The organism is Streptomyces sp. SD15 (assembly GCF_054462255.1).
Window position 1 is genome coordinate 126,615 of record NZ_JBTLMO010000023.1, and the last position, 14,196, is coordinate 140,810.

7 protein-coding genes and 1 pseudogene are annotated in these 14,196 nt (G+C 70.3%); 6 read left to right on the forward strand and 2 right to left on the reverse strand.

The window, feature by feature from the left end; translation table 11 throughout:
- Window positions 1-20 precede the first annotated feature (20 nt).
- The 5 genes from ACX28W_RS23425 (at window position 21) to fxsT (ending at window position 10,290) form a co-directional block, all read left to right on the forward strand.
- Entirely contained in the window at window positions 21-1,541 is a 1,521-nt protein-coding gene (locus ACX28W_RS23425) for a sensor histidine kinase (RefSeq protein ID WP_459001177.1), read from the forward strand.
- Between the two features lie 424 nt (window positions 1,542-1,965).
- Window positions 1,966-4,137: a radical SAM/SPASM protein FxsBH, inactivated beta-hydroxylase extension form gene (gene fxsBH / locus ACX28W_RS23430; protein ID WP_459001179.1), complete on the forward strand. Its 2,172-nt coding sequence runs from the start codon at window positions 1,966-1,968 to the stop codon at window positions 4,135-4,137.
- 58 nt (window positions 4,138-4,195) lie between these two features.
- Entirely contained in the window at window positions 4,196-4,894 is a 699-nt protein-coding gene (locus ACX28W_RS23435; protein ID WP_459001200.1) for an AAC(3) family N-acetyltransferase, read from the forward strand.
- A 120-nt stretch (window positions 4,895-5,014) separates the two neighbouring features.
- Window positions 5,015-6,349, forward strand: coding sequence for a TIR-like protein FxsC (locus ACX28W_RS23440; RefSeq protein WP_459001181.1), 1,335 nt, complete (start codon window positions 5,015-5,017; stop codon window positions 6,347-6,349).
- Window positions 6,346-10,290 (forward strand): FxSxx-COOH system tetratricopeptide repeat protein, encoded by a 3,945-nt coding sequence (gene fxsT / locus ACX28W_RS23445; RefSeq protein WP_459001182.1) that lies wholly within the window; start codon window positions 6,346-6,348, stop codon window positions 10,288-10,290. Before ACX28W_RS23440 ends, fxsT begins: the two co-directional genes overlap by 4 nt.
- 253 nt (window positions 10,291-10,543) lie before the next feature.
- Here fxsT and ACX28W_RS23450 read toward each other — a convergent pair whose 3' ends face one another.
- Window positions 10,544-11,434 (reverse strand): alpha/beta fold hydrolase, encoded by an 891-nt coding sequence (locus ACX28W_RS23450; RefSeq protein WP_459001184.1) that lies wholly within the window; start codon window positions 11,432-11,434, stop codon window positions 10,544-10,546.
- A gap of 311 nt (window positions 11,435-11,745) precedes the next feature.
- Window positions 11,746-12,108: pseudogene (locus tag ACX28W_RS23455) on the reverse strand (SDR family oxidoreductase); the annotation flags it as partial.
- Window positions 12,109-12,812: 704 nt separating this feature from the next.
- Here ACX28W_RS23455 and ACX28W_RS23460 point away from each other — a divergent pair.
- A complete protein-coding gene (locus tag ACX28W_RS23460) occupies window positions 12,813-13,868 on the forward strand; it encodes a glycoside hydrolase family 5 protein (protein WP_459001186.1) in 1,056 nt (351 codons plus the stop codon).
- Window positions 13,869-14,196 lie beyond the last annotated feature (328 nt).

The following is a 14,196-nucleotide window of genomic DNA, read 5'->3' on the forward strand; positions in this document are numbered from 1 at the left end:
CCAGGACGCCGGGGCCTCGTATGACCGACCCCACCGACCCCGCCAGCCCCAGCAACCCCACCGATCCCCTCCCCCGCCTCCCGTCCCTCCTCGAGGCCGTCCTCAACGTCGGCACCGACCTCGAACTGCAGGCCACGCTCCAGCACATCGTGAAGGGCGCTGCCGAGCTGACGGGGGCGCGGTACGCGGCGCTCGGGACGGCCGACCCCGGGCACGAAGGCCTGGTGGAGATCCGTACGGCCGACCTGCCCGCATCGGTCTCGGTCTGCCAAAGGCCTTTCACCGGACGGTCGGAGAACATCCTGGGCGTCCCGATCCGCGTCGACGACGAGGTGTTCGGGAACCTTTATCTCGCCGACAAGCGCGGCGGTCCGTTCACGGACGAGGACGAGCAGCTGCTACGGGTGCTGGCGAACCAGGCCGGCAGCGCGATCGGCAACGCCCGGCTGTACGAGGCGGCCCGGCAGCGCGAGCGCTGGCTCGAGGGCGCCGCTGCCGTCACCACCGCACTGCTCACCGGCGAGGCCGCCGCCGACGCGCTGACGACCGTCGCCGACCGGGCCCGTATCCTCGCCGACGCCGCGGCGGGCATCATCCTGCAGCCCACCGCGGAGGGCGGCATGACGTTCGTGACGGCCTCCACGCTCGACGATCCCGGCGACATCGTCGGCACCACGATCGCACCGGGCAGCCCTCTCCTCGAACAACTCCTCGGCGGCGAAGCGGTGTTCATCGACGACGCGGCGACCGATCCGCGGATGACCACCCATGTCCGGCACCGGTTCGGGCCGAACATGCTGCTGCCGCTCGAGGCGGACGGCTGTCTCATCGGCACGCTCTCTCTTCCGCGCCGACGCGGTGGCCGCCCGTACAGCCCGGTGGAACGGCTGCTCGCCACCCAGTTCGCCTCGCAGGCCGCGCTGGCACTGGTCCTCGCGGACGCCCAGCACAGCAGGGAGCGGCTCGCCGTGTACGAGGACCGCGACCGGATCGCCCGCGATCTGCACGACCTGGTCGTCCAACGGCTGTTCGCGACCGGCATGATGCTGGAATCCACGCAGCGCAGGAGCACGGGCGGGGAGGACGAGGGCGTACACCGGATTCTCGGCCGAGCCGTCGACGAGTTGCAGTCCACGATCCAGGAAGTCCGCACGGCTATCTTCGCGCTCCAGCAATCGCCCGCCGACGCCCCCACCACCGTCCGTGGCAAGGTGCTCCGCGAGACCGCGGGCGCGGCGGCGGTGCTGGGCTTCCGGCCGTCCGCCCGGTTCACCGGCGCGGTGGAGAGTCGCGTCTCGGAGCCAGTCGCCGCCCAGCTCCTCTCCGTACTGCACCGCGCGCTGGACGCCGCCTCGCGCCGTGCCGGGGTGTCCCGCATCGAGGTCACGGTCGACGCGACGGCGACACTTCCCGACGGCCGGTCCGGTGTCCGGCTCACGGTTCATGACGACGGTGCGGTGGAGGACCGTGGGCCGGACGAGGACAGCGGGACGGGCGAGAACGGTGCGGGTACGACGGTCACCTGGCAGTCGCCTCTGTGAGCGGTCGGCGCCCACCGAACCGCCCCGATCCCAGGATGTGGCCGGGATTCGCCCAGGCGGGCATCGCCCCCATTGCCCCGCACCCGGGCCCGGCGGTATGTGTGGGATCAAGCGGCCCTTTGAAAGCCCCCGATGAAAGCGGTGAAATGAATCTTTCGGTGACGTCGACGACGCGTTCCTCGTCCGACCCCCGGCGCACGCGCAGGCAGCACACACCTCTTTCGGCCATCGACCCGCTCGGAACCACCGCGGTGCGGTCCGCCGAGCGTGCGGCGGACCTCCCCGGAAAGCGCCCGATCAAGCCAATCACCTTCAACTCGGCTGTGTAAAGTCGCGCCCACTGTGGAAACGGGTGGCCAACTCCCTTAAATAATCATGGAGTTGGCTACCACGGCATCCTTCCGCAACCGTTACCCTTCGGCACGTGAACAGCGATACCTCGCTACGGCAGCTCATTCTCAAGGTCCACAGCAGATGCGACCTCGCCTGCGATCACTGTTATGTGTACGAGCACGCCGATCAGAGCTGGAAAGGGCGCCCGACCTTCATTTCCGGGGAAACGCTCGGAATGGCCGCCCATCGATTCGCCGCGTATGCGGAAGCGCGTGAACTCCCGACCGTTTCCGTGATCCTTCTCGGCGGTGAGCCCCTTCTCGTGGGTCCCACCCGCATGAGAAGTATCTGTGCGGAACTCACCCGCGCTCTTTCCCCGGTCACCACTCTCGATCTCCGCATTCACACCAACGGCGTGCGATTGAACACCCGCCATCTCGACGTGTTCAGGGAATTCGACGTCAAGGTCAGCGTCTCGCTCGACGGTGACCGCGCCGCCAACGACCGGCACCGGCTCGACCGCGGGCGCCGCAGCAGTTACGACCGGGTGCTCCGGGCGATCGACCTGCTGCGCACCCCCGCGTACCGGCACCTCTACAGCGGCCTGCTGTGCACCGTGGACGTCGCCAACGATCCCGTCGCCGTGCACGACGCCCTCGCAGCGCTCGAACCGCCCCGGATCGACTACTTGCTTCCGCACTCCACCTGGGACACCCCACCGCCCAGACCGCCGGACGCACCGACCGCGTACGCCGACTGGCTGCTCAAGATCTTCGACCACTGGGACCGGCAGGGGCGCACGGTGCCGGTGCGGACCTTCGAGTCCGTGCTCAGCACCCTGCGCGGTGGCCCGAGCTCGACGGAGGCCCTGGGGCTCGCACCGAGCGACCTCGCGGTGGTGGAGACCGACGGCAGCTTCGAGCAGGCGGACTCACTGAAGGTGGCCTACGAGGGGGCCCCGGCGACCGGGTACGACGTCTTCCGGCACAGCTTTGAGGAGTTCGCGCGGCACCCCGGTGTACGCGCCCGACAGCTAGGCATCGACGGCGTCAGCGACACCTGCCGCCGCTGCCCGGTGGTCGCGTCGTGCGGCGGAGGGCTGTACGCGCACCGGTACAGCGGTGAACGCGGCTTCGACAACCCGTCCGTCTTCTGCGCCGACCTGCGCGCCTTCGTCGACGGCGTCGCCGAGCGGATCACGGAACACGCCCTCAGTCCGGCTGTGTTCAGCGCGGAGGAACTCCGTTTCGCGCAGGTCGAGTCGGACCGTCACACGCTCTCCCTCATAGCGGCCCGGCACACCGGAGAACCGGACTGGGACGGGGTGTGGCGCGCGCTCCTGGACCTCGACGGCGCGCAGGGTGCCGCGCCCTCCCTCGACGTGATCCTCACCCATCCCTATCTGCACACCGCCCTGAAGCACTTCCTGCACGGCCGGGCCACCACGCCCGCGTACCTGGCGGCGGCGGTCGTCGCCGTGGCGGTCCGCGCGCGTGCCGCCGTGCGGCTCGGCTGGGACCAGTCCGCCCCGGAGCTGCACCTCCCGACCCTGGGCACCCTGAGACTGCCGAGGCCCGGCCGCGTCGAGGCCACCGTGACGGCGGGCCGCGCACGGGTACGCGCCGAGAGCGGTGAGGTGTACATCCCTGAGGACGGACCCGCCGCATGGCGCCCCCTGAGGAGGGTGGCCCTCGCCACCGGCGCGCCCCTGGTCGTCGACGACGCCGATCCGCTGCGGGACTGCTACCCCGCGCCCGTCACCCCTCCGCTGGCCCCCACCGACCTGGCCCGTTTCTCCGAACGGCTGCGGACGGCGTACGAGATGCCGGCCGAGCGCGCGCCCCACGGGGGGCTCTATGTCGACGCCCCCCTCCCCACCACGATCACCCCGCTCGCGCCGGGCACGGGAGTACGGCTCGGCGCGCACGGTCTCGGCGCGCTGGGCGTGGCCGTGGACATCGAGCCCGAGGAGTTCATCCGTGAACTGCCGCGCGCCGCACGCCTCGCCCGGCTCACCGCACTGCGGGAAGCAGCCGATCTGAACGTTCCGGGCAACCGGGCCGGACAGCTCCTCGACAAGGCGAGCGCGGAGCTCGGCAACGCCTCCTCCTGGGCCGGCGACCCGGACGCGCGGGCCCGGGCACTGGAACGGGCGGGCCGCGCCCTGGCGGAGCTGGCCGCCGCACCGGAGCACGAACTGACCAGGACCGGCGCGGTGCTGGCCGAGCAACTGCGGGCCGAGTGGAAGCGGCACCGTGTCTGATCGCGTCCACCTGGCGGATCTGTTCGTGAAGTCGGGCGTGCGCCGCGGGGGTGTCCTGATGGTCCACGCCTCGCTGAGCGGTACGGGTCTTCGCCCCACCGAGGTACGGGACGCGTTGCGCGACGCGCTCGGCCCCGAGGGCACTCTCGTCGTCCCCACGTTCACCCCGGAGAACTCGGACACCTCCCGCGCCCACAAGGCGCTCACCGAAGGCATGACCGAGCGCGAGAAGGCGATGTTCCGGGAGTACATGCCGCCCTTCGATGCCCACACGACGCCCTGTCCCACCATGGGGGTGCTCGCCGAGTGCGTACGGACCACACCCGGCGCCGTCCGCAGCGCCCATCCGCAGACCTCACTGGCCGGGCTGGGCCCCCGGGCCGTGGAGCTGCTGAGCGATCACGATCTGTACTGCCATCTCGGGGAGAACTCCCCCATGGCCCGCATGTACGAGGCGCAGGCCCAAATCCTCTTGTTCCGCGTGGGGTTCGAGGTGTGGAGCGCGGGCCATCTCGCCGAGTACCGGTTGCCCGCGCCGCCCGTGCGGAGCTATCGCTGCGTGATGGGCACGGAGCGTCGTTACTGGATCGAGTACATGGATGTCGCGCTGGACGACGGGGACTTCGCGGCGATCGGGGCCCGGTTTCCGCGTGATCTCGTGGCGGAGCGGGAAGTGGCAGGGAAGGCGGTGCTGCTGTTCGGAATGCGGGAGGCGGTCGACTGGGCAGCCGGGGCGATGTCCAGATATCGCCGCTGATTGACGTGAAACAAGCCACCCGTGGCGGTCGGTGGTCGGGAACATGGTTGGTTCCCACCGGACGACGACGTCCGCGCGGGCGGGGTGAGGGTCCATCCACGGGCAGGGGGACATGTGGACATGCCCGATCGGGTCTCGGACAACCGGCCGTACTTCTACCTGAGTCATCCGCCCACGCCTGGACGGGGTCCGGGCGGTGGGGACCCCGATCACTGGGTGCGCGCGTTCTTCACGGATCTGTGCGACCACGTCATGGCGCTCACGGATCTTCCGGCCGGCGCCCCCGCGGGTTTCATGGACCGGGAGACCCGGCCGGGCGAGGGCTGGCCCAGGAAACTCCGCGAGAATCTCGCGACCTGCCGGGTGTTCGTACCGCTCTTCTCACCTCGCTACTTCACGAGCGAGAACTGCGGGCGGGAGTGGTTCGCGTTCAACGAGCGCAGGGCGTGGGCACGGGCCACCGCCGGTTCCGGAGCCGTCCCCGTCCTGTGGACGCGCATCGAACACGACCAACTCCCCGACTTCTTACGGCACATCCGCGTCGACCACGCCGCCTTCGGGCACCGCTACGCGGACGACGGGATCTACGGGCTGATCAAACTCGCCCGGCTGCGGGACGAGTACGAGGAAGCCGTACTGGGCCTGGCCCGGCGCATCGTGCGGGTCGCGCACGACTCACCGCTGCCACCCGGCCGTCTCCCCTCGTACGAGGGGACACGGAGTCTGTTCGAGCCGCGCGGCACGGGTCCGCGGCGCATGGACACGGTTCCGCGGCACATCGACACGGCTCCGCGGCGCATCCATCTGACCGTGGCGGCCCCCACCCGGCACAGCATCCCCAAGCACCGTGACGACCGCCCGTACGGCGAGGACGCCCGGGACTGGAACCCGTACCACTCGGAGTCGACCCGCCCGCTGCCCGCGCTCGCCGAGGAGCTGATCGGCTCCCTCGACTACCTGATCACGGTGTCCGCCTTCGACGACGACACCGGCGCGGACCCGCTGCCGGACGGCCCCGGCCCTCTGCCGCCGAGCCGCCCGCGCATCCTCCTGATCGACCGCTGGGCACTCGCCGACGCGGAACGGCAGTGCAGGCTCAAGGCGTTCGACGCGAGCGCCGACCCCTGGGTCAGCGCGATCGTCCCCTGGAACCGGGGCGACAGCCAGTGTCACGGCGACGAGGGCCGGCGGCTCGCGGAGGAGCTGGAGCGCACCCTGCCGCTGATCCTGGACCGGGGCCGGCGCACCGACTGCCGGGTCGCGGTCGACGGCGTACCCACCCTGAAGGCATTCACGGACGTACTCCCGGCCGTCGTCGCCCACACGACCCGGCAGTACCTCAAGCACGCCGAGGTCCATCCACCCCCGGGCCCGCCGGTGCGCAGGCCCCGCCTGACGGGCCCCACCCATCTGCCGTACCGCGAAGGCGGACCCGACCTCGGAGGAGAAGCATGACCGCCGCGCAGGACGGACGCATCATCACCTTCTACTCGTACAAGGGCGGCACCGGCCGGACCATGGCGCTGGCCAACACGGCGTGGATACTCGCCGCCAACGGCAAGAGCGTCCTGGCGGTCGACTGGGACCTGGAGGCTCCGGGGCTGCACCGCTTCTTCCATCCCTTCCTCGACCCCAACGCGCTCGCCGCCACCACCGGCGTCATCGACCTCATCAACGAGTACGCCTGGGCCGCGACGACCGCGACGACCGCGGCCCAGCGCTCCGGCGCCTGGCACCTCGACTACGCGCGCGTCGAGCGGCACGCCCTGTCGCTGACACCCGAACGCCTGGGACTGCGTTTCGCGGACGGCGGTTCGCTCGACTTCCTCTCCGCGGGCCGCCAGGACCGTTCGTACTCCGCGACCGTGTCGTCCTTCGAGTGGGACAACTTCTACGAGCGGCTGGGCGGCGGCCTCTTCCTCGACGCGCTGCGCGACGACATGAAGGCCTCGTACGACTACGTCCTGATCGACAGCCGCACCGGCCTGTCCGACAACGCAGACATCTGCACCATCCAGATGCCCGACGTGGTCGTGGACTGCTTCACCCTCAGCGACCAGGCCATGACCGGCGCGGCGGCCGTGGCCCGGAGCATCGAGGACGGCTACCGCAAGCGCAGGATCCGCGTACTGCCCGTGCCGATGCGCATCGACGAGGGCGAGAAGGAGAAGGCCGACGCCGGACGGGCACTGGCCCGGCTGCAGTTCGACGGACTGCCCAAGGGGCGCGACGGCGAAGACCTCGGCCCCGAGGAACTGGCGGCGTACTGGGGCTCCGTCGAGATCCCGTACCGGCCGTACTACGCGTACGAGGAGACACTCGCCACCGTCGGCGACGAGACCGGGATCTCCAACTCCCTGCTGTCCGCCTTCGAGCGGCTCGCCTCGGTCATCTCGGACGGCGAGGTCAACACACTGCCGACGGTGCCGGAGCCGGTGCGGCTGCGCTGCCGCGACGCGTTCGTGCGGCGGCGGCCGACGACGAACCCGGCCCGTGTCGTCATCGCCTACGCGGCGGAGAACCGCATGTGGGCCGACTGGATCAGGTCGCTGCTCAAGCGCGTCGGCTGCGACGTCACACCGCACGACATCTCCACCGGTCCTGTCGAACGCTCCGATGCCGGCGTGAGAACCCTCGTCCTGTTGTCGAACGGCTTCCGCAAGTCCCGGTACGCCGACGCCGCCTGGCGCGCCCTCACCGACTACGACCGGGACTCCCCGCACGGCACCGTGATCCCGCTGCGGGTCGAGGAGGTCCGGCTGTCGAAGACCTACCTGGAGCACAACCCGGTCGACCTGCACCGGCTCGGCGAGGAGAGTTGCGTCAGCGCGCTGCTGAGGGCCTTGGAACTGCCGGTCCGGCCCGTCGACAGCGACCCCTCGAGTACGCGTTTCCCCGGCAGCACCCCGGCGATCTGGAACGCGCCCCAGCGCAACTACGCCTTCACCGGCCGGGGCGTCGTCCTGGACCAGGTCCGCGAGCAGCTCGGCAGCGGCATCTCCGTGGTGCTGCCGCAGTCCCAGGCGCTGTTCGGGCTCGGCGGTGTCGGCAAGACACAGGTGGCTCTGGAGTACGTGCACCGGTTCATGGCCGACTACGACCTCGTGTGGTGGATCTCCGCCGAGGACACCGCCAACGTCGTCGCCTCGCTCGCCGAACTCGGCGCCCGCATCGGCGCACCGGGCGGCGAGGACATGACGGTGGTCTGCCAGGAGGCCGTGCGGATGCTGGCGAGCAGCGTGCCGACCAACCGCTGGCTGCTCGTCTTCGACAACGCCGACGACCCGGCGCAGCTCCTCCCCCACTTCCCTGCCGGAGGCGGCGGCCACATCCTCGTCACCTCGCGCAACCAGGCGTGGGCGCAGGAGGTCGAGGCCCTGCCCATCGATGTGTTCCGGCGCGAGGAGAGCGTGGATCACCTCACCCGGCGGGCCCCTGGGCTCAGCGGCGCGGAGGCCGACCAGGTGGCGATCGCGGTGGGCGACCTGCCGCTGGCGGTGGAGCAGGCGGCGGCCTGGCTCGCCGAGACGGCCACTCCGGTCGAGGTCTATCTGCGGCAGCTGGACGACCAGACCACCGCGGTACTGGGCATCAACCAGCCCGTCGGCTACCCGGCGCCGGTGGCCGCGACCTGGAACGTCTCCATCGACCGGCTGCGGGAACGCTCCCCGGCCGCCGTGCGGCTGCTCCAGCTGTGCGCGTTCCTCGGGCCCGAGCCGATCTCCACGCAGCTGCTCTACAGCAAGGAGATGATCGACGCCCTGAAGCCGTACGACCCCGCCCTCCAGGAGCGGCTGGTCCTCGGCCGGGTCATCCAGGAGATCGGCCGGTTCGCGCTCGCCAAGGTCGACCAGGCCAGCAGCAGTATCCAGGTCCACCGCCTGGTGCAGGCGGTGATCCGCTCGCAGCTCTCCGAGGAGGAGCAGCAGCAGTCCCGGCACGTCGTGCACAGGGTGCTCGCGGGTTTCCGTCCCGACGCCGACGAACCCATCGACGACCCCGGGACCTGGTCACGGTTCGATGTCATCTGGCCCCACCTGGCCGCCTCCGACGCCCGCGACTGCGCCGAGCCCGAGACCCGCCGACTGCTCATCGACCGCGTCCGCTATCTATGGAAACGTGGCGACTTCAGCGGCGCCCAGCAGCTCGCCCAAGACCTTCTCGAGCAATGGGGGCCGCTCCTCGGCGAGGACAATGTGCAGTACCTGTATCTGCACTTCAACCTCGCCAATGTGCTGCGCTCTCTGGGGCGCCACGTCGAGGCCCGCGCGATCGACACCGCGGTGCTCGAACGGCAGCACGAGGTGCTCGGGCCCTCGCATCCCCACACGTACCTCACCACGTCCAGCCTCGCCGGCGATCTCACGGCGCTCGGCGAGTACCGGTCCGCGGTCGAACTGGCCCGCGAGGCGCACGAGGGCTTCCGCGACATCTTCCACGAGTCGCACCCGCGCACCCTCAGCGCGGCCAACAACCTCGCGCTCGCGCTCAGCATGGTGGGCCGCTACCACGAGGCCCGCGAACTCGACCAGGACACACTCGACCGGCGCACGGAGATCCTCGGCCCCGACCATCCGTACACCCTGGGCTCGGCCGCGCGCCTCGGCATCGACCTTCGCGACGTCGGCCGGTACGCGGATTCCGTCACCCTGCTCTCGCGCACCTACGACGCCCACAAGCAGGTCCTGGGCAGGACCTTCCCGGGCACGCTGAGCTGCGCCAAGTCCCTCGCCGTGGCGCTGCGCCGGGAGGGCCAGTTCGAGGACGCCCGCCGGCTGACGACCGCGACCCGCGCACGGTACCGGGCCCAGTACAAGGCTTCGACACCGGACTCGCTCGCCTGCGATCTGAACATGGCTGCCGACCTGTTCGCCGCCGACGAGCGGGAGGCCGCCCGCGATGTCGCCCAGGAGGCGCTGGTCGAGTACATGCTGGTTCCCGGCGAGTCCCATCCGTACACCCAGGCCGCGCTCAACAACCTCGGGATCTACCACTGGGGATGTGGGGACCTCGACGCGGCGGAGTCGGTGTTCCTCCAGGTTCTGCGCCGGATGGCGGAGATCCTCGGCGAGCAGCACCCGTACACCCTTTTCACCCGCGTCAACTACGCCAATGTCCTCGCCGACCAGGGACGCCTCGCCGAGAGCCTGAAGCTGGAGGAGAAGACCGCGGCCACACTTCGCGCGGTCCTCGGCGCACATCACCCGGACACGTTGGCCTTGGCCGGCAACTGCGCCCTCACCCTGCGCGCGTTGGGCCGCGACGACGAGGCCGGGCGGATGCGCGACGAGGCGCTGACGGAGCTGCGCACCCTGCTCGGCGACAAGAACGGCCTCACGCGGCTCGCGATGGACGAGCGGCGCGTCTACCGGGACTTGGAGCCGCTGACGGTGTGACCGCCGTTAGGCCCTGTCGTCACATTCCCGCCTGCCTCCCTCCGGGCGGACGACGGGAATGTGACGACTGGACCTAGGGGGTGTCGTTTGGATCACCTCGGATCAGGCCGCGGCGCATGGTGCGGCGCATCGCAAGGCGGAGCATGACCCGCGTACTGGGCGTACTCGGGTGATGCGACAACGCGGCGAGGTGCCGTGCCAGGCGTCGCGGACCCGGGGTGATCCAAACGACACCCCCTGGGGCCGGGCGCGTTCACCGCGGCGCCGGCCAGGCGGGCGAATCCGCGAGAAGCCAGTTCAGTACCTTCGGCAGCACGGGCAGCGCCCCGAAATGGGCCGCGGTGGGTTCGACGGCGACCGTCGCCCGGGGGATGCGCTCGGCGAGCCAGGAGGCATGGGACGCCGGCGAGAAGGCGTCCATCGCCCCGTGCCACAGCAGCACCGGTACCCGGATCTCCGCCAGGTCGAATCCCCAGTGGCCGGTCAGCGCCAGTACGTCGTCTATCCAGCCGTACGGTGAAGTCCGTAACGCCTCTTGGTAGTTGCGCAGCAGCATGGAGCGGATCCCGGTGTCCGAGACGATCTGCCGGTCGTCGTCGGTGAGATCGCAGCGCAGCTCGTCGAGCAGCCGGGCCGGGTTCCTGCGGATGGCGGCCGAGCGGGGAATCAGCCCGGCCTCGAACCGCTCGGGATCGGTGAACGCGGTCCGGAACTCACTGATATTGGACTGCGCCATCCCCGCGAACCAGTCCAGGCCTTCCGCGTCCCGCGGCGCGAGCCCGACCAGCGCCGCCGCCCGTGTGACGCGCTCCGGCAGCAGCGCGGCGCAGGCCAGTGCGTGCGGTCCACCGCCGGAGCGGCCCACCACCGCGAAGCGTTCCACCTCGAAGGCGTCGGCGACGGCGGCCACGTCCTGCACGACGTCGACGACCCGGCGGCCGGGCCGGCGGTCGGACCCCCCGTACCCGGGGCGGTCGTAGCTGATGAGCCGGGTGCCGCGCTGATACAGGAACATGGGCCGCGGTCTCGGTCCGATCCGGCTGCCGGGCGTGCCGTGCAGCAGGAACACCGGGCGTCCGGACGGATCGCCCGAGACGTCGACCCGCAGGAGCCGCCCGTCCGCCGTCCGCACCTGGTCAGACACCGCGCTCGCCCCTCCCTCCGTCCGGCGGACCGGGACAACGCGACAACGCTGCCCGAACCCTGCCCACGAGCCCTCACCACGAAACGATCACGCGGGTCAACCAGGCCCCGCCTCAGGCTACTTGACGGTGTGCCCGCGGCCTCCGTGGCGTCACGCTCCTTCTGCACATATGACCGATATTCGTACGCGAGGACATCGGCGCGGAGCGGACGGGACCGGAACCGGGTGGTGCCACTCGGCCACCGCGGGGGCGCGCCGATGAACTCCCGGGCCGTGTCGACCTGTTCGGAGGCGGCGACACCGCCCGATGCCGACAGGTACGGGAGCGCGGCGCTCGTGACCAGCGCCGCGCCGATCACATTGGTGTCCATGGCCCGGCGCCAGGTGTCGGCGTCGAGTTTCTCGATCGGCGCGAGGGGACCTGTGCCGGTCGCGTAGACCAGCGCGTCCACCCCGCCCATCCCGGCGGCGGCCTCCTCTATGGCCGCCCGGCACGACGACTCGTCGGTCACGTCGCAGGCAAGGGCGAGCGCGTCCGCACCCGCCTCCTTCGCCGCGTCGACCAGCCGGTCGTGCCGACGTGCCAGCAGGGCGACTTGGTCGCCACGGCGCCCCAGGTCGACCCCGATGCACCGGCCCAGACCACTCGACGCGCCGACCACCACAGCCCTCATGGCCAGAACCTCATTCTTGCCAGTCGACAATCCCCTTCCGCCGCTTCTATCACGACTCCGGACCGATGGGCAGACACCGCGCGAGGTGCGTCGCCGACGGCGGAAGCCGCTCAGGGCAGTCGGCCGGACCCGCCGATCACCGGCGAAAACACTGAGCTCCCACGACCGGTGTGCGCGCCTTCAGGCGAGGGTCGCGGGCGGAGGGCAGGCGCTCGCCGCACGACGGCACGTTCGAGGCCTGGTCGAACTCCCTGGGGAAGAACGCGCCGGTGACCCTGAGGTTGTCGTCCATCCACCACAACTCGGCTGCGTCCTTACGGACGTTACGTGCGCGAAACCTTGACGATCTCCGTGCCGGATGCCACGATTCCGGCGCCGCAATGTTTACGTAAACATCACCACGGATCCCCGCCTCGGCCGACGTTTCTTCCGAAGCATGTTTACGTAAACACCGTACTGCGGTCGGTGGAGCAGGGAGGAGCGGAACGATGGTCTCAGCGCCGCAGGCGAGGGAGGCCGCCCCCATCACGTAGGGCCCCTACTCCTCACGCCAAGCCCACCGGTGCACCACGCCACCGGTCATCACCGGGCCCCCGACGGCGAGCCGACACCAACCGTCAAGCCCGGCACACCTTCCGACGGCCACTCAGCCACGCGCGGGCTCCGCCATGCGCCGAGTCGTCATCTTCCGAAAGGGCACGCTGATGCGCAAAACCTCCGCCGGCACCCGCTTCACCCCCCGCCTGCGCGCCGCCGTCGTGGCGATCCTGATCGCGGGGACCAGCGGCACGACCCTCGCCGCCAGCCCCGCCTACGCCGCGCCGAGCACCGACACGACCCAGTTCAAGGGCGTGAACTGGGCTGATCCCCGCGACAACTTCGCCGACGACCCCATCGTGCTGTCCGGTCTGTCGACCTCCGACAGTTACGCCCAGACCTACGCCAAGGCGAGCCGGATCATCTCGGCCTTCCGCGCGAACCTCGGCGCCAACACCGTACGACTGCCCATCAACCCGTACACCGTCAACGGCTCCTACTGGAAGTCGTACCGCGGAGTCATCGACGCGGCGTCGGACAAGGGCTTCAAGGTCATCGTCTCCTACTGGGAGGGGACGGGTACCCGCAAGGACGGCTTCATCGACGACACCGCCACCTACTGGCCCATGTGGAACACCGTGGTCAAGGCGTACAAGAACGACAAGCACGTCTACTTCGAGCCGATGAACGAGCCCCACGGCTACACCGACACCGAGTGGGCCGACATCGCGGCGACGTGGCTCGAGACCTACCCGTCGGTCCCCCGCAACCGGGTGTTCGTCAGCGGTGCCGGCTACAACGACCATGTCACCTCCGTCTGCGCCGACCCGCGCCTGAAGGGCACCTACCTGTCGCTGCACCACTACGGGTTCTGGAAGGAGTACGCGACCTACGACCAGTGGGTGGCCGACCTGAAGGTGCGCATCGGCGACTGCGCGAACCGGACCGTCGCGGATGAGTTCGGCGCCCCGATGACCACCGGCTTGGACTACAACAAGCCGGATGCCTCCAACAACTTCGTCAACTACGTCCAGGCCGTCACCGACACCTTCCGCGAGCTGAAGATGGGATCCGTGTACTGGCCCGGCCTGCGCACCGACGACACCTACACACTGCAGACCCTGACCGGCGACCCCGCCCGCCCCTGGCTGGCCACCACCAACCAGTCCGGCGCCGACCGCCTCGCCTGGGCCTGGGGCCGCGGCAAGCCCGTCCAGCGCTGACCCGGTCTCCGGCGTTCCCCCGACGCGTAGAGGCTCCGCACATCTGACGCTGTTCGCCGATCCGCTGCCGGGGACCCTTCTCGGAAACCGCCAACACTTCGGGCCGAAGTGTTGGCGGTTTCCGGCACCCATGGGGTGGGGGGAGACACCGCCGACCGCGCCCGCAACCCCAACTCGACGGACAGGACTCCGTTTTACGATCCGGGTCCAGGCGGCGGGGCGGCAGGCGGCGGGGCGCGGCTAACTGATCGTTTCAGAATGAAATGTGTTGTGGGGCTTGGCAGTTGGGTGTTGTGTCGGCAGGATCTGTTGGATGCCTGCTGATCTT

What these genes read in the sequence shown, in the direction of transcription:
- ACX28W_RS23425 (WP_459001177.1), top strand. Translation starts at nt 21, where the DNA reads ATGACCGACCCCACCGACCCCGCCAGCCCCAGCAACCCCACCGATCCC.
- ACX28W_RS23435 (WP_459001200.1), top strand. Translation starts at nt 4,196, where the DNA reads ATGGTCCACGCCTCGCTGAGCGGTACGGGTCTTCGCCCCACCGAGGTA.
- ACX28W_RS23440 (WP_459001181.1), top strand. Translation starts at nt 5,015, where the DNA reads ATGCCCGATCGGGTCTCGGACAACCGGCCGTACTTCTACCTGAGTCAT.
- fxsT (WP_459001182.1), top strand. Translation starts at nt 6,346, where the DNA reads ATGACCGCCGCGCAGGACGGACGCATCATCACCTTCTACTCGTACAAG.
- ACX28W_RS23460 (WP_459001186.1), top strand. Translation starts at nt 12,813, where the DNA reads ATGCGCAAAACCTCCGCCGGCACCCGCTTCACCCCCCGCCTGCGCGCC.